31 protein-coding genes are annotated in these 23,758 nt (G+C 70.6%); 7 read left to right on the top strand and 24 right to left on the bottom strand.

What is annotated here, in order from left to right; translation table 11 throughout:
• Nucleotides 1-286: 286 nt before the first annotated feature.
• The 3 genes from M0M48_RS11150 to M0M48_RS11140 all read left to right on the top strand — a co-directional run bounded on the left by M0M48_RS11150 (nucleotide 287) and on the right by M0M48_RS11140 (nucleotide 1,285).
• A complete protein-coding gene (locus tag M0M48_RS11150) occupies nucleotides 287-526 on the top strand; it encodes a hypothetical protein (protein WP_056756790.1) in 240 nt (79 codons plus the stop codon).
• The gene (locus M0M48_RS11145) at nucleotides 519-716 is read left to right on the top strand and encodes a helix-turn-helix domain-containing protein (protein ID WP_056756787.1); all 198 of its coding nucleotides are present in this window, start codon (nucleotides 519-521) and stop codon (nucleotides 714-716) included. The genes M0M48_RS11150 and M0M48_RS11145 overlap by 8 nt, the downstream gene beginning before the upstream one ends.
• Nucleotides 717-1,015: 299 nt before the next feature.
• Entirely contained in the window at nucleotides 1,016-1,285 is a 270-nt protein-coding gene (locus M0M48_RS11140; RefSeq protein WP_257751204.1) for a DUF3263 domain-containing protein, read from the top strand.
• Here the strand turns inward: M0M48_RS11140 and M0M48_RS11135 are convergent.
• The gene (locus M0M48_RS11135) at nucleotides 1,282-1,437 is read right to left on the bottom strand and encodes a hypothetical protein (protein WP_257751203.1); all 156 of its coding nucleotides are present in this window, start codon (nucleotides 1,435-1,437) and stop codon (nucleotides 1,282-1,284) included. The genes M0M48_RS11140 and M0M48_RS11135 overlap by 4 nt on opposite strands.
• A 142-nt stretch (nucleotides 1,438-1,579) precedes the next feature.
• On the opposite strand from M0M48_RS11135, the gene M0M48_RS11130 reads away from it, so the two are divergent.
• Both M0M48_RS11130 and M0M48_RS11125 read left to right on the top strand, forming a co-directional pair.
• The gene (locus M0M48_RS11130) at nucleotides 1,580-1,708 is read left to right on the top strand and encodes a hypothetical protein (RefSeq protein ID WP_257751202.1); all 129 of its coding nucleotides are present in this window, start codon (nucleotides 1,580-1,582) and stop codon (nucleotides 1,706-1,708) included.
• Between the two features lie 287 nt (nucleotides 1,709-1,995).
• The gene (locus M0M48_RS11125) at nucleotides 1,996-2,148 is read left to right on the top strand and encodes a hypothetical protein (RefSeq protein WP_257751201.1); all 153 of its coding nucleotides are present in this window, start codon (nucleotides 1,996-1,998) and stop codon (nucleotides 2,146-2,148) included.
• 184 nt (nucleotides 2,149-2,332) lie between these two features.
• On the opposite strand, the gene M0M48_RS11120 is transcribed toward M0M48_RS11125, so the two are convergent.
• Complete coding sequence (locus M0M48_RS11120) at nucleotides 2,333-3,034, bottom strand: LuxR C-terminal-related transcriptional regulator (protein ID WP_257751200.1); 702 nt, start codon at nucleotides 3,032-3,034, stop codon at nucleotides 2,333-2,335.
• A gap of 236 nt (nucleotides 3,035-3,270) precedes the next feature.
• Here M0M48_RS11120 and M0M48_RS11115 point away from each other — a divergent pair, with 236 nt between their 5' ends.
• Together M0M48_RS11115 and M0M48_RS11110 are read left to right on the top strand one after the other, a co-directional pair.
• Nucleotides 3,271-3,741 (top strand): DUF5994 family protein, encoded by a 471-nt coding sequence (locus tag M0M48_RS11115; RefSeq protein ID WP_257751199.1) that lies wholly within the window; start codon nucleotides 3,271-3,273, stop codon nucleotides 3,739-3,741.
• 66 nt (nucleotides 3,742-3,807) lie between these two features.
• Nucleotides 3,808-4,020, top strand: a complete 213-nt coding sequence (locus M0M48_RS11110; RefSeq protein ID WP_257751198.1) for a hypothetical protein — start codon at nucleotides 3,808-3,810, stop codon at nucleotides 4,018-4,020.
• 171 nt (nucleotides 4,021-4,191) lie between these two features.
• On the opposite strand, the gene M0M48_RS11105 is transcribed toward M0M48_RS11110, so the two are convergent.
• The 22 genes from M0M48_RS11105 to M0M48_RS11000 all read right to left on the bottom strand — a co-directional run bounded on the left by M0M48_RS11105 (nucleotide 4,192) and on the right by M0M48_RS11000 (nucleotide 23,453).
• Nucleotides 4,192-6,579: a hypothetical protein gene (locus M0M48_RS11105; protein WP_257751197.1), complete on the bottom strand. Its 2,388-nt coding sequence runs from the start codon at nucleotides 6,577-6,579 to the stop codon at nucleotides 4,192-4,194.
• A gap of 40 nt (nucleotides 6,580-6,619) precedes the next feature.
• Nucleotides 6,620-7,030, bottom strand: coding sequence for a hypothetical protein (locus M0M48_RS11100; protein ID WP_257751196.1), 411 nt, complete (start codon nucleotides 7,028-7,030; stop codon nucleotides 6,620-6,622).
• Between the two features lie 21 nt (nucleotides 7,031-7,051).
• Nucleotides 7,052-7,198, bottom strand: a complete 147-nt coding sequence (locus M0M48_RS11095) for a hypothetical protein (RefSeq protein ID WP_257751195.1) — start codon at nucleotides 7,196-7,198, stop codon at nucleotides 7,052-7,054.
• A gap of 17 nt (nucleotides 7,199-7,215) precedes the next feature.
• Complete coding sequence (locus M0M48_RS11090; protein ID WP_257751194.1) at nucleotides 7,216-7,776, bottom strand: hypothetical protein; 561 nt, start codon at nucleotides 7,774-7,776, stop codon at nucleotides 7,216-7,218.
• Between the two features lie 26 nt (nucleotides 7,777-7,802).
• Nucleotides 7,803-8,507, bottom strand: coding sequence for a hypothetical protein (locus tag M0M48_RS11085; protein ID WP_257751193.1), 705 nt, complete (start codon nucleotides 8,505-8,507; stop codon nucleotides 7,803-7,805).
• A complete protein-coding gene (locus M0M48_RS11080; RefSeq protein ID WP_257751192.1) occupies nucleotides 8,504-9,112 on the bottom strand; it encodes a hypothetical protein in 609 nt (202 codons plus the stop codon). The genes M0M48_RS11085 and M0M48_RS11080 overlap by 4 nt, the downstream gene beginning before the upstream one ends.
• The gene (locus tag M0M48_RS11075; RefSeq protein WP_257751191.1) at nucleotides 9,109-9,741 is read right to left on the bottom strand and encodes a collagen-like protein; all 633 of its coding nucleotides are present in this window, start codon (nucleotides 9,739-9,741) and stop codon (nucleotides 9,109-9,111) included. Before M0M48_RS11075 ends, M0M48_RS11080 begins: the two co-directional genes overlap by 4 nt.
• The gene (locus M0M48_RS11070; protein ID WP_038679472.1) at nucleotides 9,738-10,097 is read right to left on the bottom strand and encodes a hypothetical protein; all 360 of its coding nucleotides are present in this window, start codon (nucleotides 10,095-10,097) and stop codon (nucleotides 9,738-9,740) included. The genes M0M48_RS11075 and M0M48_RS11070 overlap by 4 nt, the downstream gene beginning before the upstream one ends.
• 63 nt (nucleotides 10,098-10,160) lie before the next feature.
• Nucleotides 10,161-11,243: a hypothetical protein gene (locus M0M48_RS11065; RefSeq protein WP_257751190.1), complete on the bottom strand. Its 1,083-nt coding sequence runs from the start codon at nucleotides 11,241-11,243 to the stop codon at nucleotides 10,161-10,163.
• A gap of 12 nt (nucleotides 11,244-11,255) precedes the next feature.
• Nucleotides 11,256-13,151, bottom strand: coding sequence for a hypothetical protein (locus M0M48_RS11060; protein ID WP_257751189.1), 1,896 nt, complete (start codon nucleotides 13,149-13,151; stop codon nucleotides 11,256-11,258).
• The gene (locus tag M0M48_RS11055; RefSeq protein ID WP_257751188.1) at nucleotides 13,148-16,564 is read right to left on the bottom strand and encodes a hypothetical protein; all 3,417 of its coding nucleotides are present in this window, start codon (nucleotides 16,562-16,564) and stop codon (nucleotides 13,148-13,150) included. Before M0M48_RS11055 ends, M0M48_RS11060 begins: the two co-directional genes overlap by 4 nt.
• Nucleotides 16,565-16,627: 63 nt before the next feature.
• Nucleotides 16,628-16,951 carry a hypothetical protein gene (locus tag M0M48_RS11050; protein WP_257751187.1) on the bottom strand — a complete coding sequence of 108 codons (324 nt, stop codon included), beginning with the start codon at nucleotides 16,949-16,951 and terminating at the stop codon, nucleotides 16,628-16,630.
• Between the two features lie 98 nt (nucleotides 16,952-17,049).
• On the bottom strand, nucleotides 17,050-17,667 hold the full coding sequence (locus M0M48_RS11045; protein WP_257751186.1) for a hypothetical protein: 618 nt from the start codon (nucleotides 17,665-17,667) through the stop codon (nucleotides 17,050-17,052).
• Nucleotides 17,668-17,790: 123 nt separating this feature from the next.
• Complete coding sequence (locus tag M0M48_RS11040) at nucleotides 17,791-18,312, bottom strand: phage tail tube protein (RefSeq protein ID WP_038679464.1); 522 nt, start codon at nucleotides 18,310-18,312, stop codon at nucleotides 17,791-17,793.
• 4 nt (nucleotides 18,313-18,316) lie between these two features.
• On the bottom strand, nucleotides 18,317-18,688 hold the full coding sequence (locus tag M0M48_RS11035) for a hypothetical protein (protein WP_257751185.1): 372 nt from the start codon (nucleotides 18,686-18,688) through the stop codon (nucleotides 18,317-18,319).
• 94 nt (nucleotides 18,689-18,782) lie between these two features.
• A complete protein-coding gene (locus tag M0M48_RS11030) occupies nucleotides 18,783-19,259 on the bottom strand; it encodes a hypothetical protein (protein WP_038679460.1) in 477 nt (158 codons plus the stop codon).
• Between the two features lie 5 nt (nucleotides 19,260-19,264).
• Nucleotides 19,265-19,669 carry an HK97 gp10 family phage protein gene (locus tag M0M48_RS11025; RefSeq protein WP_257751184.1) on the bottom strand — a complete coding sequence of 135 codons (405 nt, stop codon included), beginning with the start codon at nucleotides 19,667-19,669 and terminating at the stop codon, nucleotides 19,265-19,267.
• 22 nt (nucleotides 19,670-19,691) lie between these two features.
• Entirely contained in the window at nucleotides 19,692-20,132 is a 441-nt protein-coding gene (locus M0M48_RS11020; RefSeq protein WP_257751183.1) for a DUF6093 family protein, read from the bottom strand.
• Entirely contained in the window at nucleotides 20,132-20,506 is a 375-nt protein-coding gene (locus M0M48_RS11015) for a hypothetical protein (RefSeq protein WP_257751182.1), read from the bottom strand. Before M0M48_RS11015 ends, M0M48_RS11020 begins: the two co-directional genes overlap by 1 nt.
• 94 nt (nucleotides 20,507-20,600) lie before the next feature.
• Nucleotides 20,601-21,752, bottom strand: a complete 1,152-nt coding sequence (locus M0M48_RS11010) for a phage major capsid protein (RefSeq protein ID WP_038679454.1) — start codon at nucleotides 21,750-21,752, stop codon at nucleotides 20,601-20,603.
• A 13-nt stretch (nucleotides 21,753-21,765) separates the two neighbouring features.
• Entirely contained in the window at nucleotides 21,766-22,161 is a 396-nt protein-coding gene (locus M0M48_RS11005) for a DUF2190 family protein (RefSeq protein ID WP_038679452.1), read from the bottom strand.
• Nucleotides 22,162-22,163: 2 nt separating this feature from the next.
• Complete coding sequence (locus M0M48_RS11000) at nucleotides 22,164-23,453, bottom strand: hypothetical protein (RefSeq protein ID WP_257751181.1); 1,290 nt, start codon at nucleotides 23,451-23,453, stop codon at nucleotides 22,164-22,166.
• Between the last annotated feature and the right edge of the window lie 305 nt (nucleotides 23,454-23,758).

Genomic DNA, 23,758 nt, shown 5'->3' with positions numbered 1-23,758 from the left:
CTTCGAGTCGGTTTTCGCAGATCACTCGAAGGATCCACCCGGTGGCCGCGCCTACGTTGGAGGCACGCGCTCACTCAGGTCCGTCGTACACCACTCTGCTGGACTCCACTCGTTGACCAAGTCCCATCGTTCAGGTGATCGCTCGCGGGACCTGAGACGACTTAGGTGACCAAGGAGCAGCCGGTCTCGACACGAGCGGTCAGCGGACGTCCGACCCACACGAGGGGCGGTGCTTCTCAACCAGAGTCGCCGAACCCGTCGGCGGCCAGCAACGAAAGGCGACGTGATGGTGACACCCATCGGGATCCCCGAGGACTGGGACGACAACGGCCTGATCCTGTTCGAGGAGTTCTGCGAACTCATCCGCACACCGCAACGCACCGTCCGTGACTGGCGTCGCCGTGGCATCGGCCCGCGATGGACGCGCTTTCAGGGCGTTGGCCGGCTCTACGTGACGGTCGCGGAGGCCCGTTGCTTCCTGGCCTCCGCCAAGGTCACCCAGGTCGAGGTGCGTTCCGATGGCTGAGCGACGAGCCATCGCGGTCTACGTGAGCCTCGAGGAGGCGGCCGAGTCCATGTCGGTCTCGGTCAGGACGATCCGGCGCTGGATCGCAGCCGGCACGCTTCCGGCGTACCGCTGCGGAAAGCGGGCCATCCGGATCAAGCTCGACGACCTCGAAGCCACTCCGCAAAAGATGCCCACAGCGCAACTCTGAGTGCCGCTGACGAGGTGCGCGCGCCGAATCCTTGTTGCACGTATGTTGCACGAAAAGCAGAACAGAGGCCCCAAAAGGGCCTCTGACCTGCGGCTTTACTGGTGGGCGATACTGGGTTTGAACCAGTGACCTCTTCCGTGTCAATGGTGCAATCTTCGCAGGTCAGCGGCCTGCACCCCTGCTGACCTGCGGCTCTATCTGTCGCATAGCGTCCATTCGTGCATGGTGTGAACCGTTCCGTCCTCACGGGATCCTCACCGCGGCGGGTTCTGTCGGACCTCGCTCGTAGCGTGCCCGGCATGGACGAGTTCACCGACGCCGAGAAGACCATGCTGGACCTCGAGCGGGGCTGGTGGAAGTACCCGGGCGCGAAGGAGTCCGCCATCCACGAGCAGCTCGGCATGACGGCAACGGTCTACTACCGGTCGCTCCACCACCTCATCGCCCGCCCGGAGGCGATGGCGTACGACCCGCTGCTCGTGAAGCGTCTCCACCGCCAGGCGACCGCGCGGCGCCGCCAGCGGTCCGCGCGCCGACTCGGATTCCAGGTCGACGCCCAGATGGACTAGCGGTCGACGTCGATCCAGAGCAGGACGTGGCCCTCGGGCAGCGCGGCCCTCAGCTCGGCGAGGCCGGCGTCGTAGTCCTCGGCGTCGAGGGTGGCGATCGTGGGCTCGTTGGTGTCTTCGGTCTTGAGGCGGTGGGCGATCCGGATCTGCACCTCAGGACTCTATCGAACAGGTGTTCTATCCTCGATGGATGGGACAGCGGCACGTGTGGGTCAAGGAGAAGTTCGGCCCACGACACCTGCCTGGCTCATTCTCGACTGGCGGCAGAACCAGCACGGCGAGTGGGAGGCGTTCGTGACCTGGGACAACCAGAGCACCACGGACGGTCAGATCCAGACCGACTGGGTGCCGGCCGAGCGGTTGAAGCCGGTCAGCGACGGAGTGCCGCGGCTGAGGACAGCGCACGACCCGCCGCGTACTTGAACGGCGGAAGCAGCACGCCCCCGTCCGCCTGCGATACCCGGCGATCCGGTAGCGCGGTCACCATGCTGACGAGCAGGGCGAACTGTCGGGCGTCTGGGGCGGGCTTGACCGGCGTCGGCTGAACTAAGTCCACTGGTCCAGTAGGGAAAGGCCGCGAGCAAGGGTGGTCTCCGCAGCCTCCGGCCGCGCGAGGTTGCCCTGGCGGCCGGCCTACTCGGCACGCGACCCCGGTCCGTGCCCAAGAATGAGGTCTTGTGGGGGCCGACACGGAGAGCGATCATGTCGCCATGGACATGACAGCCCTACTTGTGTTGTTCTGTCACGTCTGCGAGCAGCCCACGGAGCAGCTCTACCTCGGCGAGAAGACACAGGTCGCAGGTGGAGCCGTCGCGATCGACTGGTGGACCTGCAAGGAGTGCGGAGCCGAGAACCTGTCCTGAGCCCGCGGCGACCCCGGCCGGTACAACTGGAGCCCACCTCCCCGACCAGGGCCTTGCCGACACATCGCAGGAAGCGCGTCGACTGATTCAGCGCTACCCGCCGACCCTGCGCGCATCCGGGCTCGGGCGGACCTTTCGGCACCGTCGAGCGCGTCACGCGTATGCCGGACGCCCGAAAGGCGCCTCACTGCTCGGGCAGGCGCCATGCCACCCTGTGCGCTGCTCCCACTGCCGAGATCTGGGAGTTGACCTCGAGCTTGCTCAAGATGGACTTGATCTGGCTGCGGACCGTGGCCTCGACTACAACGTGGGTACGAGCGATAGTTCGGACATCCTGACCGGACATCAGCGACCCGAGCACCTGCATCTCGCGCCGCGTGAGCCGACCAAGTCGGACCTGTATCGCGCGCGTCTCGCGCCGCTCGGCTCGAGCCGCGGCCATCAGCGCTCCGCGGCGCTGAGGTCCCATCAGGGGCAGCCCGTCGCGGACTCTCCGCGTGACAGTGACAAGTTCCTCGAGCGAACAAGACCTGGGCAACACGTCCTTCGCGCCCTGCTGGATCGCGGCACCCCACAGGTGCTCCTCGACCCCGTCGGCCAAGATCACGACGACCGCGCCTGCGGACGTCAACGGCGCAACGAAGTCCGTGTCGAGGCACCCGGGCACCGTCCCCAGTAGAACAAGGCGCCCCCCGCACTGCAGCCCTGCCGCCAACACTGTCGCCATCGAAGCCTCAGGCCGCCTCGGCTCCACCTTCGCGACCACGTATCCCGCACCCTCGAGGACCAGGGCCAGAGCGTCGACCAACAGCGTGTGCTCATCGATGATCGTGATTCGCATCGGGCACGCGCCCGAACGGGGCTCAGATTGCTGCTTCTGCGCCATGGCAGCCTCCGTAGCTGTGCTGACGAAGACTCGCGAGGGGCCGCACGGGTCAATGACTCTCCTGTGTAACACCTCGCGACGTCATGCGCCAGAGAATGCAGCTCGCCTGCAATGACCCAACCAAAGGGCCGTCCCCGGTCGAGTTTCGAACCTTCCGGGGGTAGTGTCGAAACCAATCAAGCCGCTGGATCTGGCCGAGCTCGGCCTCCAGGGCGGCACTGGAAGGTAGGCGTCTCATGACGTCGTCCCAGCAGGCTCCTTCACGCCCCGATCGGGTTCCCCTGCGAATCCGCATCGACGGCATCACATCAGACAGCCCCCTCGACGGTGCCTGGTGGCCGCAGTCCAGCGACCTCCAGACCGAGTGTGCGGATCTCGTCAACCATCTACCCGAGCAGCACGGGCGGGTCGCGAGGATGTTGTTCTCCCGTCCTGACTGGGACGACCAGCTGCCTTGGCCTCGCTCGATCAGCGTCGCACGTGGTCGGGTGAAGATCGGGTCCTTCCCTGGCGATGACACTCACCTGATGACGTTGGTGCTCAGCTCGCGAGCGCGGCTACGCCTGCTGGTCATCCCGAGAGACACCAAGAGGGGCGTCGCGTTGACCTTGATGAGCCAGGCGGCCGATAGCCGGAATCGTCGCTCTGCCTCCGACCTTCTCGCGAAGGTGGCCGCTCCGGCCGACAACGCCGGCCGGCCACGCTGAAACCCGCGGACCCCTGGAGACCTCGGGTCGCTGGCGGTCGCAGACGAACAACGAGAGGCCCGTGCCATGTCAGATGACGAGATCCGACGCGCAGCCGATGCAGCACACCACCTCTTGCGGGAGATGGCGAACCGGGGCGAAGCTCTCGAGACCGAGTCGATCGTCAACGGCAGCCTCGCGTTCGATATAGGCCCCGAGATCGTGTCCCTCCGCGTGGACGTGACGAACCTTGCTCTTCTAGTCAGCGTTCTACTCGATCGTGCCTACCCGCCCGGGTGAGTGGGCCGAGAACCAGCGGCCGCGGCGAAGCCGTCCGCCGCGCCGCCGAGTCGCGCTAGGCGACGACGCCGCATCCGCAGAACCCATGTCGATCGTGAACTACATCGATCCCGCCCCGGTGGAAGGGGTGAGCGGCGGCCGTGGCGCGGAGACCCGTGGCGCTGCGGTTCTCTAGGTCGGCACGATGGTCGTGTTCCCCGTCGCGTCGACCCACTCGTGGGTAGCGGACGAGCCACTGGCCCACAGCGGCATCCGGTTGTCGACGTCGTAGCAGAACCGGCCGGCGCGCTTGTTCTGCGTGTTCACGGCGCTCGTCGCCGACGCGAGGTCCGTGGCGGTCGCCCACTGATCGCCGATGGCCCGCACGGCCTGCGCTACCCGCTGTGGAGTCCACCAGCGGGGCTGGATCGCGGTCCCGGACTCGGCCTCGAGCTGGGTGACGTCAGCGACGTTGGCGGCCGCGCCCAGCATGTTCCACCGGGTCCCGTCCCACTGGAGCATCCAGATGCCGCCGGCGGAGGCCTGCACGCTGCGTGGCGAGGCCGCCAGCCCGGCCAGCCAGATCGGGTTCGCCGCCCCGCCGTTGAGACCGAGCGTCGGAGAGGTCACCGCTGTGTTGCCGTTGGTGAGGGTCAGCGCGAGCAAGTCGCCGGTGGTCGGGGTGTAGCCGGTGAGCGTCGCTGTCTTGCCAGCGGTCGCTGCCCCGGTGGCCGTGGTCGCGAGGCGCACGGCGGGCCCGGAGCTGGACCGGCTCACCTCGATCCACTTGTTGACGGTGCCGGCGACGTACTCGAGGTCGACGGTGACGGCCTTCGCGTTGACCGGCTGAGGGCCGGGCGTCCCGAGTCCGGCGAACTCGACGTTCGCGGGCCAGGTGATCGAGTTCGTGCCGACGCCGAACAGCATGATGCGGAGCCGGTCGCCGTTGACGGCGTTGGTGATGGCCAGCGTGCCGATGCTGTTTCCGTTGGCGGTGAAGACCAGCTGATGCTCGGCGCCGGTGGAGGCGTCGAGGGTGACGCTCTGTCCGGTGGTGGTGATGGTGTAGCCGTCGGCGATGACGTTGAGGCCGTCGGCGACGTAGAACCGCCCGCCGACGACGATGCCCTTCCCGTCGCCGGCGACGGCGCGCTGGAGGGTGGCGCGGGTGGTGCCGTCGACGCCGTTGAACCAGCGCAGGATGCCGTCGCGCTCGACCTGGAAGCGGTTGACGGCATCGCCCTCGCGTCGCCAGCCGACAGACTGGACGTCGCGGAGGCGGTGCACCATGCCGGCGTCGTGGTAGCTGAACACGCCGATCAGCGAGCCGCTGTTGATGGCCCGGTAGATCTTGTCGCCGTTGGTGTCGCCGGGCAGGATCACCTCGCCCACCATGTTGATGTGGGGGAACCCGGTGTCGATGCACACGAACGACGTGGGGTGGTGGGTGCCGTCGTCACCGACCTCCTGCTGGCCGATGAAGGACGCCGAGGCGGTGCCCTTCACGCGGACGGCGTCGTGGCCGCCGCGGGTCCACCACAGGCACGACACGAACGACACGGTCGCGGGGATGTAGGAGACGGTGTCGTCGATCAGCACGGTGGCAGCCTCTGCGTTGTCCGCGCCGCCGGTGAAGTTGCAGTTGACGAACTCGATCGAGCGGCCGGAGACGTGGACGTGGCGCGCGAACGGCTCGGGGAGCGGCGCGGTGGGCCAGGTGGCGGTGACGTTCGGGTAGGCCTCGAAGATGGTGCCGATGAAGGTGTTGTGCGTCGGGCCGAAGGGGTACGGGTTCGCCTCGCCGGCGGTGTCGCGGCACCGCAGGCTGCCGCCCTTGGAGGTGCCGTAGTAGCCGCTGTGGAACGCGACGGCGCCGGAGCCGTTGTCGAGGACCAGAGCGCAGCCGATGTGGAGGGTGGAGATCCCGCCGACGACGGTGGAGTTCTGCAGGCCGTTGTAGACGATGCCGTCGCCGGCGGAGCGGGTGACGTAGACGTTGTCGATGCGCACGTCGACGCCGGAGATCCGGACCAGGCCGGCGACCGGGACCGCGGCGGGGTTGCCGCCGAGGTAGTTGCCGTCGATGTACACGTCGCGGAGGCCAGCCGGGGTGCCGGTACCAGCGCCGGCGCCGCCCACGAGGACCTGGGCGGCAGCGGAGAGCGCGACCAGGCCCGGCACGCTGGGCAGCTGGTCGGGCGCGAGGGGCTGTCGTACGGCGTTGCCGACCAGCGTCACGCCGTTGCGGACGATGAGCTGTCCGGTCCAGCCGTAGCGGCGCCCCTTGTTGAGCTGGACGACGCCGCCGCCGGCCGCTGCGGCCGCGTCGATCGCGGCCTGCAGCGCTGCTCGGTTGTCGACCGCGGGGTTCGCCGACGCGTTGTAGGCCTCGGGGGTGAACACTGGCATGCCGTCGACGACACGGGCGTCGACGGCGTCCCGTGCAGGGGTGTCCTCGGTGACGTACTCGGTGACCGCGTCGATGGTCGGCACCGTGTTCGGTCCTGGGGGCCCGTCCTTGCCGGGGCGCCCGGTGAGCGAGCCGGCGGGCACGGCGCGGGGGAAGAGGACGTCGGTCACGATCGGTCTCCGCTCTGCTGGTGGCTGGCTCTGGTCTGCATCAGGGCCGGGTGGTCGGGAGGTAGGTGACGCCCTTGCCCCGGGCGAAGATGTACGGCTCGCCGTTGAGGGGGTCGACCAGGGTGATGTCGGCCCAGAGGAACGGCTTGGGGCCCGAGGGCCGGTAGAGCGTCGTGGCGGGCAGGGTCACGGTGAACGAGCTCGGCAGGTTGAGCGCGACCATGCCGGTGGTGAGGGTGATGGTGCCGTCTGCGGTGCTCGAGACGGCGTTGTCGAGTCGCGCGAGCGCGGCGCCGGCGTTGTCCCGCAGCACGCACGTGGCCAGCCAGCCGTCCTCGAAGACCATCGCCTCGCCGTCGTTGCGGTCGATCACGGCGAACTCGTGGTCCCAGGCGTGGCCGATCACGATGTCGAAGTAGTACGTCGTGCCCTGGTAGGCGGGGTACGGCATCGAGGACCTCCCGGGTGCTCGTCAGGTGGTGCGGCCGCAGCGAATGCAGATCCGCAGCGTCGGTGCGGCGTGGTTCTGCCAGGCGTGCCACCGGTGGCCACGGAGCCGGCACAGCATCGGGCCGAGGACGATCACTGGCAGCTCGAGCGCGACCCGCACGGCGTTCACGTCGATGCCCGACCTGGCTACTCGCCGGCCTGGTAGCGGCGGATCGTGTCGGCCCGCGCGCTCATGCTCTCGGCGTGCTCGAGGAGCTTCGCGGCGAAGGTGCCGTCGTTGCGGTGCTGCTCCATGTGGCCGCGGAACGTCTGGTTGCCGGCGGTCGGCGCGGTGACGGTGATCTCGCCGAGGTCGGTGACGGTGGTGAAGCCGTACAGGTTGGTCGTGATCGGGAGCTCGAACCGCTGGGCGCCGGGCGCGCAGATGTGGCAGACGACCGACGCGACGAGCGCCGGCGCGGGGGCGGGCATGGGCGTGTCGAGGAACCCGGCTGGTGCGACGCGGGCCGGGGGCTCGGCGGCGAGCCAGGGCACGAACCGGGCGAGGAAGTCCTCGACGACCGGGAGGGCCATGATCCGGGTGATGGCGCCGGCGATTGCGAGCGCGCCGGCGACGGGCGCCCAGGTGTCGTCGAGCCCGGATGCCTGGACCAGGAGCGGGAGCATCGCGGCGAGCGCCACGAGGGCGGCGAACAGCGTGCGGGCGGTCGCGCGCCACGGGCGGCGGACCTGGGTGGGCGTGGACATGGTGGTCTCCTTCTGGACGGGGCGGATTATCGGGCCGGCGTGCGCCGTCGGCGAGGGCGGAGCCCGGCGACGTCGACGTACGGGGCGAGGTGGTCGGTCAGCTTGTGCGCGACGCCGTACCGGTCGACACCGTGGTCGGCGACGATCACGCGGTCGGACACGATGACGCCGACGATGCGGTCGCCGCGGGCGCCGTACCCGGTGCCGCCGAGGTAGCGCGCGATCGCCTGGAGGTCGCGGTTGCCGTCGATGCAGACGATCCAGGCGTGGCCGTTGCGCTCGGCGCGGTCGGTGAGCTTCTTCAGCCGGGCGAGGAACCGGTCCTGCGCGGCTCGGCCGGCGCGCTTGGGCGGCGCGTGGGCGGAGAAGACCCGCACCCACTCGCCGTCGATGAAGACCTGCGAGCGGGCGATGTAGCGGGGGAGGGTGGCCCGGGACAAGGCGCCGAGCACGAGCCGAAAGCGCCGCAGCCGGACGCCGCGGCCGACGATGGCCGACCCGGCGACCGCGGGGTTCGTGGTGCGCTGCAGCGCCCGGGCGGCCTTCCCGACCAGGGCGGCGAGGTTGATGTTCTTGGCCTCCTGGGCGCCGATCACCACGCCGTACGCGACGGTGGCGAGCAGGTGGAGGAGGTGCCTCCTGTCCTTGCGCCAACCGGTGGTGAACGCCAGGTTCGCGGCGAAGATCCGGACCCACGCGGCGAGCACGGGACGCTCGGCCGGCGTGCTCATCGCGGCTCGATCTCCCGGAGCTTCGCGATCGCGGCGCGGATCCGGGTCGCCTGGACCGGGCCAGCGGTCTTGAGCTGCTCGCGGAGCAGCTTGAGCGCGGCACGGACCTTCTCGGGCCGGGTCTTCTTCCGCGGCGCCGGCGGCCACGGCCAGACCGGCCGCGGGATCGGGGAGAGCCGCGGCCCGTCGTCGGGGCCGTTGTTCGCGAGGCCGTTGCGGCGCGCGAGGTAGGCGACGACCTGCCGAGCCGCGGCCGGCGCGAGGTAGGGGTGCCCGATCACGACGGCGTGGACGTGGTCGGGCCAGTCGCCCTGCGCACGGGTGCGGTGCCAGGCGGCGAAGCCAGCCAGGCGGAGCGCGCGCAGGCACACGGGGTGGCCGCACCAGCGCAGGTCCGGCACCCCGCCGAGGTCGTGGGTGCCGGCGGACTTCGGGTCACCGGCGCCGGCCTGGTAGGAGCCCTGGGTGACGACGAACGGGTGCGCGATCTTCGGGGCGAGCTCGCGCACGATCTGCTCGGCGTGCTCGATGCACGCGATCGTCAGGGCGTCGAGGTTCGTGCGGCCTTCGCGCCAGGTCGGGCGGATGAGTCGGGGGTCGGTCACGGTCGTTCTCCGTTCGGGGTGAGGACTGCGCGGCAGGCGCCGCCGTCGGTGGTGGTGCCGTCGGTGTAGGTGATGGACCAGCGGCCGTCTTCACCGCAGAAGGTCCTGGTGATGCCTCGGCCCTCCGCCCCTGGTGCACCGGGCGCTCCAGGAGGACCGTCGGGACCGCGCTCGCCCGGAGGGCCAGCAGGGCCGGTCTTCCCCTCGGGGCCTTGAGCGCCGGTCTGGCCGACGGTGCCCGTCGGTCCGGTCGGTCCTGACGCGCCGTCGTCGCCCTGGCAGGGCTCCAACCCGAGCTGCTCGACGCAGCCCGGTCCGCGCGGGCCCCGCGGACCGGGCGGCCCACCTGGTCCCATCGGGCCCTGCTGCGGAGAAACGGCCACGGGCGGCGCCTCGATCGGCTCCTCACCGAGACGCACCAGCTGAGCGTTCGCAGCCGCCAGGGCGGCTTCGTTGGCCTGGCCGTCCGCTCGGACCTCGGCGAGCTGCTTCTCGAAGTCCTCGATGAGCTCTTCCCGGCTGCGCTTCTGCTCGGCCTGGGATGCGACCAGCCCCAGAACCGTCGAGACGAGCCAGGCGCCCACAAGAACCGCGCCCACCGCCGCTGTCACCTTCATCCAGAGCTTCACGCCGGAATCCCCTTGAGCTGGTTGATGAGCGCCACGAGACCGAGTACGACGGTCACGACGAGGCCGATCGCCGACAGCGCGAACGTGCGGGCCCGGTTGGCGCGGTCCTCGTTCTCGCGGTCGGCAGCCATCCGCTCGGCCCGCTCGGTGGCCAGGAGCGCGGTGAGCTCCTTGACGTCCTCCGACAGCGCGGCGATCCGGGCGTTGGACAGCTCGTCACGGGAGCGGATCAGCGCGACCAGCTCGTCCTTGGTGGCGAGACCGTTGAGGCGCTGCTCGACAGCGCCGAAGCGGCGCCCGAGGCCGTCGATCCGCTCGGCGAGAACGTCCGGGCGTGGGCCGGGCTCTTGGGTCATGGGCGCGCTCCTCGTTGCAAAGAGGCCGGGGCCGCCGGCGCGGTGATCGGGACACCTCGGTCGCTACTCGTCACGGGCGAGGGCCTCCGCCATGACCTGCTCCCACGTCCGGGCGACCAGGCCGACGGGGTTCAGCTGGATCAGCCCCTCGGTGACCCGCCAGGTGGTCTCGTCGAGGACCACGTTCAGGGCCGGCGAAACTCCGCGCGGGTCTGGCTGGTCCATCGCCTGCGCGGTCACGCCGGCCCGGACGAGCGCCAGACTGGGACGCTGCCCGCCGACCGTGGTCATCTGGTCGGCCGAGAGCTCCCACCCGTTGGTCCACCCGGTCCGGCCGGCCTGTGCTCGCCGGTACATGCCCTCCGCGATCGTGGTCGCCCGGGCGGCGGTCATCGGGCCGAGGTGCACGATGGACGCTCGGCGCTCGATCCCGCCAATGGGGGTCTGCGCGGGGTACGACGCCGTGCGGAGCCGCGTCGCGGCCGAGTCGTTGTACCTGAGGAACACCCGGTCGGTGACCTCGGTGCCCGACACCCCGATCGACGTCGTGCCAGGCAGCAGGAGGAGCTGAGGGGTGCTCTCGTCCTCGACGGTCGGGACGACCAGGCCGTCGCCGGTGACCCGCCACTGCCGCGTGACGCCGCCGACGCTGCCCTGGGTGGCCCACAGGTCCATCAGCTCGTTGAGCTTGCCGGGGTTGGGGTCGTCCACCCCGGAGGCGCCCTCCGGGCCGGCGAGGTCGGTGTTGCCGAAGTCGCCGCCGCGGAACCATCCGCGGGTCACGCCCCGGGCGACGGCCTGGTCGATCGCGGTGTTCAGCTTCGAGGTGATGGCCCCGGCAGCGGTGAGGGGCTCGGCGCCCTCGCCCAGGCGGGCGCCGCCGATCATGGTGAACTCGCCGGCGTCCCAGTCGGGCTCGTCGAGGATCCCGAACGAGATCCGGCGTCCGCCTGAGCGCCACGTGACCGGGGCGTTGCGGACCAGCTGGTAGGGACGTTCCTTCGGCTTGAGGGCCATGCCCCAGGTGGCTGCGATCGGGCCGTTGCGGCCGTGGGTGATCTCGGCGTCGCCCCATGCCGCGATCGTGGAGAGCGGCTGCCCGCCGATGTAGACCTCGAGGTCGGGCTCGCCGGGCCGGTTCGGCATGCTCGGCCGTCCTCAGCCGTCCGCCGCGTCGACGGGCAGGTCGGGGCCGGCGTGGAAGGGGTAGCGGCGGTAGTAGGTCGCGGAGCACGGCGCGTACTTCGCGAGGTCGGTCGCGGTGAAGATGTGCAGCAGCCCGGGGAGCCAACGGTGGGTGCCGAGGGTGGTGAGCCGCGAGATGTCCTGTCGGCCGTAGTCCAGCCAGGTGCCGACGACCTCGGGCTTGGGTGCACCGAGCTCGGGGGAGCGGATCTCGATGGCGGAGAGCTGGTAGGCCGACGGCTCGTGCACGACGGTGTAGGCGCCGTTCCCGGTGTCGAGGGCCCAACCCTCGTCGACGCCGACGGGGTCGCTGCCGGAGGGGAGTGACAGCGTGAAGTCGATGGCGTGGGTGGGGTCGGAGATGTTGCCGATGATCGGGAGTTGCAGGGCAGCGATGTCGTGGATGCGCCAGGGGTCGGCGGTGGTGTTGGTGACGAGGGTGTCGCCCTCGACGACGACGTCCGATCCGGGGATCTCGCCGGCGGGCCAAGTCGCGGTGCCGGCGACCATGCGGGCGGACCAGTGGATGATGCGCTGGCCGGTGAAGCTGAGGCGCCAGGGGATCGTGTAGGTGGTGTCGTTGCGGAGACGGCCCACGGGGATCCGGATGGTCATCGGGGTGGTGAGGCCGTTGGTCGCACCGGACATTGCGGTCGCGCTGGGGGTGACGGTTCCCGAGTTGACGCGGAGCGCTCGCAGGGACACCGCGGGGCTGCGGCCGGTGTAGATCAGCGCAGTGGACCCGACGAGGGGGCTCGGGCCGGCGTCGAGGAGGAGGCTGGCCTGGGTCTCCGCGGCGCCTTCGATCAGGACGGTGCGTGGCACCTGGAAGCCGGAGGTGCCGTTGATCCCGATGCGGTCGTCGGCGCCGATCTCGTAGAGCGCCAGGCGTCGTGTCGGCTGCGAGGAGGTGTTCCAGGCGTCGGCTTGCCACCAGCCGCGGGCCTGGAACCCGGTCAGCGTGTCGGGCAGCCCGATGCAGTCGAAGTAGAACCGCGTGATCCCCGACGAAACCGGCTCTTGCCCGGCTGGTTCGAGCTCCTTGCCGGAGACCACGATCGTGAGCTTCTTCGCCTCCCACTCTTCCATCACGGGCGGGTTGGAGGTGCGGCTGAAGTCGACCGTGATGTAGCGCCGGCCGCTGCGCACCAGCGTCCCGGGCCGGTTGATGGCGAGCCAGCCGAGGCTGCCGGTGTAGGTGTTCGAGGCGTACACCCGCACCCAGGTGTTGCCGCCGCTGGTGCCGTTGTCGATGAACCGCGGGTTCCAGTGGTTGGTGTGGCACGGCGTCGCCGTCCAGCCGGCCTTGGAGTCGCACGGGTCGAGCACGATCCGCGCCGGGGTGTCCGGGTCCTCGGGGACCGGGAGGGCCGGCACAACGGTCGGCTCGGTGTCCCGCGCGAACGGCAGCGTGTGGAACGTGAGGTCGTAGATCCGGCAGCGGCCGAACCGCTCGCGGTGGTCCCACCGCTCGCCGATGTTGTCGTACGCGCGCACCATGTCGACCCGGTCGACGTCGAGCGCCATCGGCCACGCCTCGAGCAGCGGCGGCGTCCAGATCAGCGGCGCCACCTGGTCGGCGGACAGCTCCGCCCACAGGGCGTTCTCCGCCTGCGCCATGGCCTGGCCGTCGGTGGCGAGGATCTTGATCCGAACGGGGAACTCACGGTTGCCCCAGCCGGTGCGCTCAGACTTCTCGCCGACGGTGAGCATCGAGCGGATGGTCTCTACGAGCGGCTCAGGGTTGCCGAGGTCCGACTCGTCGGAGAGCGCGATGAACTGCCAGGGGAGGTCCGGCTCGACGGCGTCGAGGAAGACCTGGCTGCCCCAGGTGAGCTCGGCCGGCTGGTCGAGCAGCGCGGTGGTCACTTCACGTACCCCCTGGACTTCGACTGGTTGGCCTTCGAGGCGCCCTTGCGCTGCGAGGCACGGTTCTTTGCCTGCTCGTTCTTGTTGTCGCGGTTCGAGCGCTGCACGTCGCGGCGCAGCCCCTTGATCTCGCGGGTCTGCTGGCGGATCTCGCGGGTCTGGAGCCGGATGTCGCGGCCCCACACGGCCTCGGGGATGTCGGTGGTGACCTTCGCGAGCGCCTTCTGCTGGACGCCGTAGAGGCGCTGGTACTCCTTGAGCGTCTTCGGGTCGAGACCGGCGTACGCCTGGAGCGTGGTGAGGTCGCCCTCGGCGAGGATGGCGTCGAGCGCGCCCTTGCCGATGGTCTTCTTGAGCCGGCCGCTGAGCGCCGAGAACTGGTTGATCTCGGCGATGTTCGCCCGGAGCCCGGACAGCGGGTCCGCGTCCTGCCACACGCTCGACGGCCGCCAGATGCCCTTGTCGAGCCCGGACCGGATCCCAGCAGAGAGGTCGTCCCGTCGCTGGATGCTCGCGTCGCGTGCCTTGCGCTCCTTCGAGAGCGCCTTCTCGGCCAGCGCGAGCTCCCGCCGGAGGCCGCGGAGCCCGCGCGCGACGCCGTCCGCCTCGGAGCTCGAGGACGTGCGAAGCCCCGGGGCGCTCGACCAGCGCGAGTCGCGACCGCCCCCGACGCGGCCGCCGTCGGCGAGTCGCTTCGCCCGCAATGCCTCGAAGAGCCCGACGCCGTAGTGGTCGACGGCGTCCGCGGGGATCACGAACTCGCGGTTCGAGAGCAGCGCGGGGATGAGGTCGTCGCGGGGGCCGCCGGGCCCGGTCACCAGGCCGCCGTCGGCCTTCCCAACCGGGATCATTCCGCCGCCGAGGGGCTCCTTCGGGCTGACCTTGGCATTGACCGGCCCGCGGCTCGTCTGAACGATGACTCGCTGCACGATCGGGTTGCCGGCGATGTCGCTGCGCAGCTGGGCCATCGCAGATCGAGCGTGGTTCACCGCGCTCTGGTATTCGGACTTGATGACGATGGTCATCGGCTTTGCGAGTTGGTTGGCGAGCCGGACTGCGGCCTTCCGACTCCCCGTCATCGCGGTCGCCGCTGCGATGAATGCCCCTCGGACCTCGCCGTAGCGTCGCTCGATCGCCTTCGCGGAGGCACCGTTCTCCTCCATCTTCGTCTTCGTGTTCTCCCACGACGCCGCGAGCTCGGACAGCTCGTTGCGGTTCTCCCGGCCGCCTTCCGTGGCGTCGCTGAGGCCGCGCTTGCCCTTCTTCGCCGCCTCCGCGACACCGTCGAGCGCGGCCCCGAGCTTGGTCTGCGCGTCGAAGGCACCCCATGCCGCCGTCGACGCCTGCTGGGTGCTCACGGCGAGGTTCAGCAGCTGTGCTGAGCTCATGCCAGCGGCCTGGCCGGTCAGGAAGATCTCTCGCGAGAGCCCCATCTCGGCGCCCTGGGCACGCAAGGCAGCTTCGGACTGCGACTCCAGAACGGCCTTCCGCTTCTCCAACTCCTCGCCGGAGTCCGGGCCTTCCCCGAAGCCGAGCATCGCGCCGAAGCGCTGACCGATGTCCTTGGCCCCGCGTGCCATGTCCTGTAGGAAGTCGTCCGGACCGGTGCCGCCGACGTCGCGCATGTCCTTGCGGGTCTCGATCTCCTTGTTCACGGCGGCGATCTCGGCCCTGACCTTCTCGAGATCGCCGGACCTGAGCGCGGAGTTGAACGAGTCAGTGGACGAGGTGCCCGCGTCGAGTGCCTTGGAGAGGTCCATGACAGCACCGACGCCGGCTCCGACCGCAGCGCCCCAGGGGCCGGCGAACGTGCCCATCAGGGCGAGCGACGCCGTGTTGGTGACCCCGAGGCCGTCGGCGACGCCGGTCGTCGCGATGGCCAGCCCGCCGAGGACGGCGCCGCCCTTCCCGACGGTCTTCAGCGTCCGGCCGGTGCGGGTAAGAGCCTCGTTCATGCGGACGTTCTGGCGCTCCATGCCGCGGCCGACGGTCGCCCAGGTGGTGCCGACGGTCTTCAGGTCGGTGCCGAGCTGTCGAATGCCGGTCCGGGTCTGCTGGAGGCTGCTGCGCGTGAACCCGAGCACGCCCTGGTCGGCCAGCCGAGCCGAGGCTGCGCCGCCGGTCAGCCGGCTCTGGAGCGCGACGGCGGCCTGGAGTCCTCGGCTGTAGAGCGTGAGGGCGGCGACTCCGGTCAGGATCGGCGTGCCGAGGTTGCTGTCGGCCACCGCGGCGATCACCTTGGCGACCTGGGTCAGGGCGTCGAGCACGGGCCCGGACAGGGGTGCGGCGGCCTGCACGATCTGGGTGATGGCGTCGGCGACCGCGACGAAGAAGTCGGCGACCTTCGGGCCGTTCTTCTCGGCGTACGCCAGGAACGACTGGATCTGCTGCTGGCCCTTCGACGAGCCGGCCCACCGGTCGAGGTTGTCGGCGACGTCGACCAGCCAGTCGACGAACTTGTCGTTCGTCGTGTCGAATGCCATCCACATCTCGGCGCCCGCGTGCGCGAGCGATCCGACGAGCCGCGTGGTGTTCTCGACCCCCTGGGGGATCTCGTCGACGAGGAACTTCCAGAACGGCATCCAGCGGTCGCTGTTCAGCGACCCGGCGACGTCCTCGATCGCGGAGCCGCTCGCGCCGGCACCCGCGGCGGCGAGCTCGCGCAGGATGGGCGCCATGCGGGTCAGGGAGTCGATGGTGCCCGGCAGGTGCGGGAACAGCTCGGCGGCGCCGGCGTCGCGGACGGACTTCAGGACGGGGAGGAACTGCTGCAGCTTGACGACCGCGTCCTGCGCGTGCGGCCCGAGCTTCTGCATGGCCTCGTCGGCTGCTTGGAGGTTCGCGGCGGTCGGCTCGAGGCGAGCCTTCTCCATCGCCTTGAGCGCGTCGCCGATGCCCTGGAGCGACACGAGCATCCCGATGCCGCCCGCCGCGCCGGCGCCGAACAGGCCGGCCAGGCCGGTCAGACCGACGATGCCGCCGGCGCCGAACGGCAGCAGCCCGGGGCCGAGCGTGGCGAGCAGCTCGAGCAGGACCCGCAGGCGGCCGGAGTACTGGTCGATCGAGGCGCGGCCACGGACGGCGGCCACCGACACGCGGTCGATGTCGGTGGCGAGCCGCTGCTGCGACGGGGACACGACGCGGGTCGTCGTGTTCAGCTTCGACGTTGACGTCGCGTACCGCTCCGCGGCGCGGGTCGCGCCGACGAACTCCTGCTGGACGCCCGAGGTCGAGCCGCGCAGGTCGCCGAGGCGGTTCGAGAGGTGCGCGGCGTCGCGCTCCGTGGCCACGAAGCTCTCCCGTGCCCGCGACGTTGACGCGTGGACCCGGTCGAAGGCCTTCTCGGTGGCGTCGCCGGCCCGGTTCATGTCGCGGATGTAGCGCGCGACCATCGCCTCGAGCCGGACGGTCACGGACCGGACGTTCGAGCCCATCAAGTCACCGTCCTCTCGTCATTGGGGGAGCGTGCGTGCTGGTCAGACCCTGAAGGCGCCGAGATCCGGCGTGTCACGGTCGCGGTCGAGCACGGGAAGCGGGTTGGCGTCGTAGTCCCGGTCGTGGTCGAGGACGTAGTACTCGACCGGCTTCACCGGCTCCTTCGACCCTTCGTTGGCGGCGCGCTTGAGCGCGGTGCAGGCGTGGCAGATGACCCGCTCGCCGACGCCGTACCAGCCGTCGTTCGCGGGATGGTGAGCGAGCGCCCGGGGTTGGCCGCAGTCCCCGCTGCACAGCGAGTTGAGGTACATCCGGTAGGCGAGCATCAGCGCCCGGTCTTCCTCGGTCCACGGTGACTCGGTCACCGTGCGTACGACGTTCCCGTCCTCGTCGCGGAGGTGGAACGTCGAGGAGGTCCGACCCCGGAGCACCGACGGCGGGACGCGGAGCTCCAGGGCCAGTGCTAGTTCGTCCCGAACGCCTTGGGCCGAAGGACGTCCGAGGAGAGTCGCGAGAAAGGGACGGACACACCGCCCTCGGTGTTCAGCTTCCACGCGGTCAGGGCGAGGTTGTGCAGCGGCGGGTGGCCGAGCTTCTTGCGCAGGGCCTTGAGCTTGTCGACCGGCATCGTCGGGCGGACCGCGCACTTCGAGATGAGGTCGTCCCACATCTCCGCCGGGTACGGCGAGCCGGCCTCGAGGACCTTCTTCCAGGTGGCCTCGAACTCGGTCCACTCGTCCGACGGCATCTGGCGCAGGAGCACCTTCTTGCCGGACTCGGCGTACTCGCGGCGCTTGGACTGGATCTGCTCAGCGAGGTCCTCGGCGGTCGCGCTGTCATCGGCCTGGTCGCCGACCGCGACCTCGCCGACTGCGTCCAGCCAGCGGGGGTTGCTGACGGCCTTCTCCAGGTCGGCCTCGAGGGCGTCGATCTCCGCCTCGAGGTGCGGCTTGAGGTAGAGGATCTCGGTCTTCTCGGCGCGGTGGACCTGGGCGGACAGGATCTCGTCGAGGTCGAGGAAGTCGTCGATGAGGCCGGCGGTGTCGGCGGTGGGGACGTTGGCGGCGGGCTGGTCGGTCATGGCGTGCTCCTGGGTGTGAGGACGGGGTGCGAGGACGGCGTGCGAGGACGGGTGTGAGGACGGTGGTGGTGAGGGGTGGCGGGCGGTCCTCACGACGCCCGCCACCCCAGTTCGGGCGGCCGATCAGGGGGTCGCGGGCGCGGCCTTGATGTACGGCCAGGACTTCTGGACCTGGCCGGGGACGCGGGCCTTGACGTAGCCGCCGGACTCCTGGGGCGGCTGCGGGGTGTCGGTGAGGACCTCGGCGCCGTAGCGGATCTCGTCGTCCTCGGCCCACGCCTCGGCGGACTTCTTCGCGGTGAGGCGCGAGTACACCCACACCGTGGTGCCCTTGACCTTGACCGCGGCGAAGGTGGTGTCGGCGGTGGCGTCGGCCTCGCCCGGGGTCGCGGTCGCGAAGTGCCGGAAGATGGTGGCGCCGAACTGGCCGTTGGAGCGGCCGTAGGACTGGGCGTTGGAGTCCTCGCAGACCGCGGGCTCCGAGAAGGTGTCGGAGTCGGTCGGTCCGAAGTTCCAGTCCGAGGCCAGCACGGCGCACGAGGCGTCGATACCGGCGGCGAGCTCGGTCACCGTCGGGTTGGCGGGGTCGACGGGCTTGGTGGTCAGGACGGCGATCTTCTCGTGGCCGTCGGCGAGACTGCGCATGCTGCTACTCCTGGTTCTCCCCGGCGGCCGGGGGCTGGTTGGGCGGCGGGGTGCCGTCCGAGTCGGTGGGGGTGGGGTCGTCCGGGTCGTCCGGGTCGTGCTGGGTCTCGCGCTCGATCGCCGCGACGACGTCGGCCTTCGTGGCCAGGTCGCTCGTGTCGAGCCCGAGCACCACCGACGCGTGCTGGTCGAGCTGAGCGCGCGTCCAGGCCTGGGCGGGCGGCCCGGCCGGCGGCTGGTCGCCGTCGCGGTTGGCGCGGCTGCTGGGGGTCTCCTCGAAGTCGCGGCCGAGGACGGGGTGCTCGAGGTAGTGCTCGGGCACCCACTGCTTCTGGCCGGTCGACTTCGCGTAGACCTCGACGAATCCGTCGTTCATGACGGGGTCCTCCTCGGTGCTGGTCGGGCTGGTGGATGGGCAGGGGGAAGCGCCCGGCGCCGGGGAAGGTGCGTCGGGAGTCGGGGGGAAGGCGTCAGCTCGCGGTGGCCGCGAGCCGGTACTGCAGAGGCACCTCGAACCGGACCGGCTGGACGGTGTCGATCCGCCGCGGGGGAGCCGGCTCGTAGCCGAGGGGCTGCGTCAGGCGGCCGACGGCGACGCCGTCGACGACGGGTGACCAGCGGTAGAGCCAGGCGTGCACCCGGTCGACTAGGTCGAGGCAGTCGTCGCGGTACCCGGCGACGCACAGCAGGTGCACCGGCCAGTCGAGCTCGACCATCGAGTCGGCGACGTCGGGCTCGACGACCGGCGTGCCGACTCCACCGAAGTGGACGACGTACGGCGCGACCCGGCCAGACGGATCCGGGGTGTTGGTGCCGGGCATCGTGAGCAGCGGCGCGGGGTTGGGGATCTCGCCTTCGTAGACCGTGACGGCCGGCCCAGCGACCGGGAGCGCACGGAGCCGGGCGTCGACCTGGTGGCTGAGCAGCAGGCGCCGGATCGTGGCCATCGCGGTCAGCCCAGCGTCCGGTCGGCGGCGGCCATGAGGATGCCGCGCTCGGTGCGGGGCAGGTCGGCGTCGAAGGCCGGCCCGAGGTAGGGCTGAGGATCGATGCCGGGGTGCAGGACGAGGATCCCGAGGCCGAAGGCGTTCTCGATCGGGTACGGGCCGCTGGTGCCCTCCTCGACGAATCCGCCGTAGTTCGCCTCGGGGCCGACCTCGTACGAGAGGTGGCCCAGGTCGGTGGTGATCGACGAGGCGAGAGTGCCGGTGTCCTTCGGGGCGTTCACCTGCGCCCGGGCCTGGACGCGGTAGCCGCCGCGGCCGACCTCGGCGTCGACGGCCGGCTCGACGCGCGCGGGCGCGGAGCGGAGGTCGGCGGCGAGGTGGTGGATCTCGGTCAGGTCGATGTTGATCATGGCCGTCACCGCCTCCCGTGGATCAGCTGTTGAGGGTCGCGTAGAGGTAGCGGGTGAAGCGCCGGTCGCCGTGCTCGATGTCGACGACCGTGAGGTCGCGGCCGACCACCGCGGCGTCGGGCGACGACACGACGTGCACGACCTGGCCGACCGTGATGCCGCCGGTCGGCTGGGGGAGTCCGACCTGGTAGCGGGTCACGGTGACCTGCTCCTCGCCGGCGACGGGCTCGCTGGAGCCCTCGGCCTCGCTGGCCGGCCGGATGGTCGCCGGGCCGTCGTACGACGGGGAGGCGGGCGTGGTGACGGTCTGGCCGTCGCTCTCGCTCCATCCGTGGGTCGCGCCCGGAGCGGCGATCGTCACGGCGGACTCGTGGGTGTCGTCCAGCACGCCGGCGGCGGCCGTGGCCCAGCCGTCGGGGAAGACCGGGGTGCCGGGCCGGCCGTAGCCCACCGGGCGAGGCATCACAGGGGCCGTTCGGTGAGCTCGGGGTGGCTGCGGTTGCCGCCCACGATGTCGATGACGTCGAAGTAGAACCCGTCGTCCTCGGCGTCCTCGTCCTCGCGGGCCTGCTTGCGCAGCGAGTCGGCGTGCCGGCGCATCGCGTCGGCGAGCTTCGCGCCGTCGGTCTGCACCTGGTGGTCCTTGAGGACCTTCAGCGCGAGCGCCTCGTTGGTGGCCTGCGAGTCGATCGCCTGAGCCGCCGCACGCTTCACGCTGTCGTGCTCGAGGGAGAGGAACGCCTCGAGCTGGTCGTCGGGGAAGACGAGGTTGCCCTCGTCGACGTCGTTGATGAGGAGACGGACCTTGCCGACCTTGCTGCTGTAGTCGATCGCCATGCTCAGCCTCCTCGAGGTGGTGCCGGTGTGGAGCCGTGGGCGACCCTGGCCCGGTTGCCCGGGCCGCCCACGGCGGGAGCAGCTGCGTGCGCGGTCAGCTGCCGTTCGAGGCGTACGTGAACGTCGGGTCGCCGTTCTGGTGGCCGACGATGTGACGACCGCGGTACTGGATGTCGTCGATCTCGAACGACCCCTCGAGGGGCGAGACGTCGCCGCCGCCGACCCGCTGGCTGGCCGAGCTCTTCACCCGGATGTCGGGCTGCTCGTGACCACGCAGGTAGGCAGCCCACAGCGCGGGACGCGCGGTCTTCGGCTTCGGCACGACGAACCAGGTGCCGGCCGCCTTCGAGCCGGTGTTCCAGTAGTCGAGCATCGGGTCGACGACGTAGTCGACGTTGACGTAGTTGTCGTACTCGAACTCGGTCGAGTCCGACCCCGACGTGGTCGTCTTCTTGATCGTCCGGACCGCGAGGATCCGCTCGATCGTCCGCTTCAGGGTCTGCGGCACGACGACCTGCAGCGGCGGCGCCGCGACCGTGCGGCCGGAGATCTTCGACTTCCTCGCCGCCATCAGGTCGAGGACGCCGTCGAGGTTGTCGAGCGTGAGGGGAAGCGCGGTCGGCGCGTTCCCGTTGCCGGCCTTGAAGAACGCCGTGTTGACGCCGTTGCGGTCCGCCGCGATCAGGTTGGAGACCGCGTTGATCGCCTCGGTCTCGCGGGCCTGGCGGGCGATGACGCCCGGGAGGTCCTCGAACTCCTGGATCGCCTCGTTGTTGATCCACGACTCCCAGGAGATCGCGAACCGGCGACCGAACTTGGCCACCGCGATCTCGTTGAGCGCGTGCCCGCGCGCGTCCTCGGCGGGGTACTCGGTGAGCTCGGGCACCAGGTCGAACCCGACCGTGTTCCGCCACTTGTCGAGCAGCCGCTTCGGACGGAAGTCGTTGACCGTGGTCACGTCGGTGTAGCCGCGCCAGGTCGAGGGCAGCTCGTCGTACTGCCGCTGCATCTCGGTGTCGATGGCGGCGAACGCTGCGAGGGTGAAGTCGCTGGTCGCGAACGCCTCGGCGAGTCGCTGGGCGGCGCCCCACTTCCCGCGGAAAGCGTCCTCCATCAGCGTCATCGCCTTGTCCATCAACGACTCGGTGATCTGGTAGTTCCGCGGGTTCGTGGCGCCGGGGAAGTCGGCGTCGGAGGCGGCCTCGACGGCAGCGTTGCCGTGGAGGACCTCGATGTTGCTGGTCATGGTGCTGGTCCTCTCAGTTCGCGATGCGAACGGTCAGCGGGCCGCTGGGCGCGCCCTTGGTGGTGAGGGCGTGGCCGTACAGGTTGTTGCCCGACGCCGTGCCGGTGAGGCCGGAGCCGTCGGCGAGGATGTAGACCGGGTCGCCGATGTTGGCGACGGCGAAGTCGACGGTGAAGACGTGGGCGCCCTTGAGCCACACCGAGGCGTAGCCCGTCTGGTTGCCCCCGCCGAAGTCGTACGACGTGTTGCGGGTGCCGTCCTGGTTGTAGGCCGGGACGTCGGTCTTGGCACGGTTGGTCTCGCAGACGCCGTTGAGGCTGCCGACGCGGACGGGGTCGCCGGCCTTCTTCCCGGCCGGGACCGGCAGGGGGAGGTGGTCGGCGTCGCGGAACTTCTCGTTGGTGGCCATGGTCAGGCTCCCTTCTGGTTGCTGGCCTCGGTGAGGCTGCGGCCCCACGGGTTGCTGGTTCGGTGGCCGGACTCCGCGACCGGCGTGCCGCTCGGGGCGCCGCCGAAGCCGACGACGTTGCCGTCGCCGCCGGCGGCCTGCGCCTCCTTGAGGTCGGAGGCGGCCTTGTCGACCGCGGCGGAGAACGCGGTCTCGTCGAGGTCGCCGGACTCGGTCACCGGGAGCTCGGCGATCAGGCCGCGGGTCTGCAGGGCGTCGAAGGTGACGCCGGCGGCCTTGGCGCGCTCGGCGACGAGCTCGTGGGCCCGGTCCGCACGGGTGCGGCGGGCGTCCTTCTCCTTGAGGGCGGCGTTCTCGCTGACGAGAGCGTCCACCCGGCCGGCGGTCTCGATGAGCCGAGTGTGCTCGGACTCCTCGATCTCGATCTTGGGCATGGTGTCCTCCTTGGACTCCTTGGTGGTCTTCTTCTCGTCCGGCCGGGTGGCCGGGACGTAGGTGGTGACGATCCGCACCTCGGTGCGATCGCCGGTGAGCTCGACGGCGCCGCTGGAGCTCTGCGTGTAGGGCTGGCCGTAGATCCCGTTCTCGTCGCCCTCGGACTCGATCTCGAACCAGACCGTCGAGTCGTCGAAGTCGCGCACCCACACCCAGGTCCGCTCGCTGCCGCCGTAGGCGTCGCGCAGCGCGACAGCCAGCCCGTCGCGGGTGTCGTTGACGGTGGCCTCACGCAGCCCCCGGCCCGCCGCGCGGCGGCCGGCGCGCGCGGACTCGAGCACGCTGAGCGCGCGGCCACCGCGGCCGGCGCGGGTCACCCAGTCGACGGACTGGACGAAGGCGAGGCCCTCGATGATCGTGCCGCGGCGGCCGTCGGCCTCGCCGATGCTGGTGTCGGTGGCCGAGCCGAGGATCGAGACGCCGATGTCGTCGGCGAGGTCGTCGATCAGGTCGCGGTACGGCGTGACGACCCGGACCTCGGCGACGAGTGCGCCCGGCTCGGCGCCGGCCGCGATGTCGATGTCGGTCGCGAGGCGCGCCTCGGTGGTCGTGGTCGAGACGAGGTCCTTGATCGAGCGCTCGGGGCGCTCCATCAGCTCGAGGTCAGTGGGGTGGTCGGCGTACATGTGGGTGCCGGCCGGGATGACCTGGTCCGCGACGGCGGCTTCGAGGACGGCGGGCGAGTAGTAGCCCGAGCTGCCCCAGCCGGGGGAGATGAGCTGGACGAGGCGGAGACCGGGGGCCTGGCCGTCGGCGGCCTCGAGCAGGCGTGCGGTCTCGCGCAGCTTCTTGGACATGTCGGGACCTCCCGGGTCGAGGGGTGAGCGGAGTACCGTGCGTCGGGTGACCGAGGACGGTGCGGAGCGGGGATACGACGGCGCCCAGCCGTGCACCGTCGAGGCCGGTCACGTCTGGGCGTTGAAGGGAATCCACCTCTCGCTCCGGCGGGGGGCGGAGGCGGAGGAGCAGTGCGCGCGCCCCGGCTGCGACACGGTGCGGTACGTTGCGGATCGGGGCCGTCGGAGGACCTAGACGCCGGCCGCCGCGGTGTTACCCTGAAGTCGTGGGGCCCGCCTCCGTACCACGGGGGGACGGGGCCCCA

The sequence above is a fragment of the Pimelobacter simplex genome, from assembly GCF_024662235.1.
In the GTDB taxonomy this organism is placed as follows: domain Bacteria; phylum Actinomycetota; class Actinomycetes; order Propionibacteriales; family Nocardioidaceae; genus Nocardioides.
Note: the sequence above shows the minus strand (reverse complement) of the source record. Positions and strands in the feature narration are given on the sequence as shown.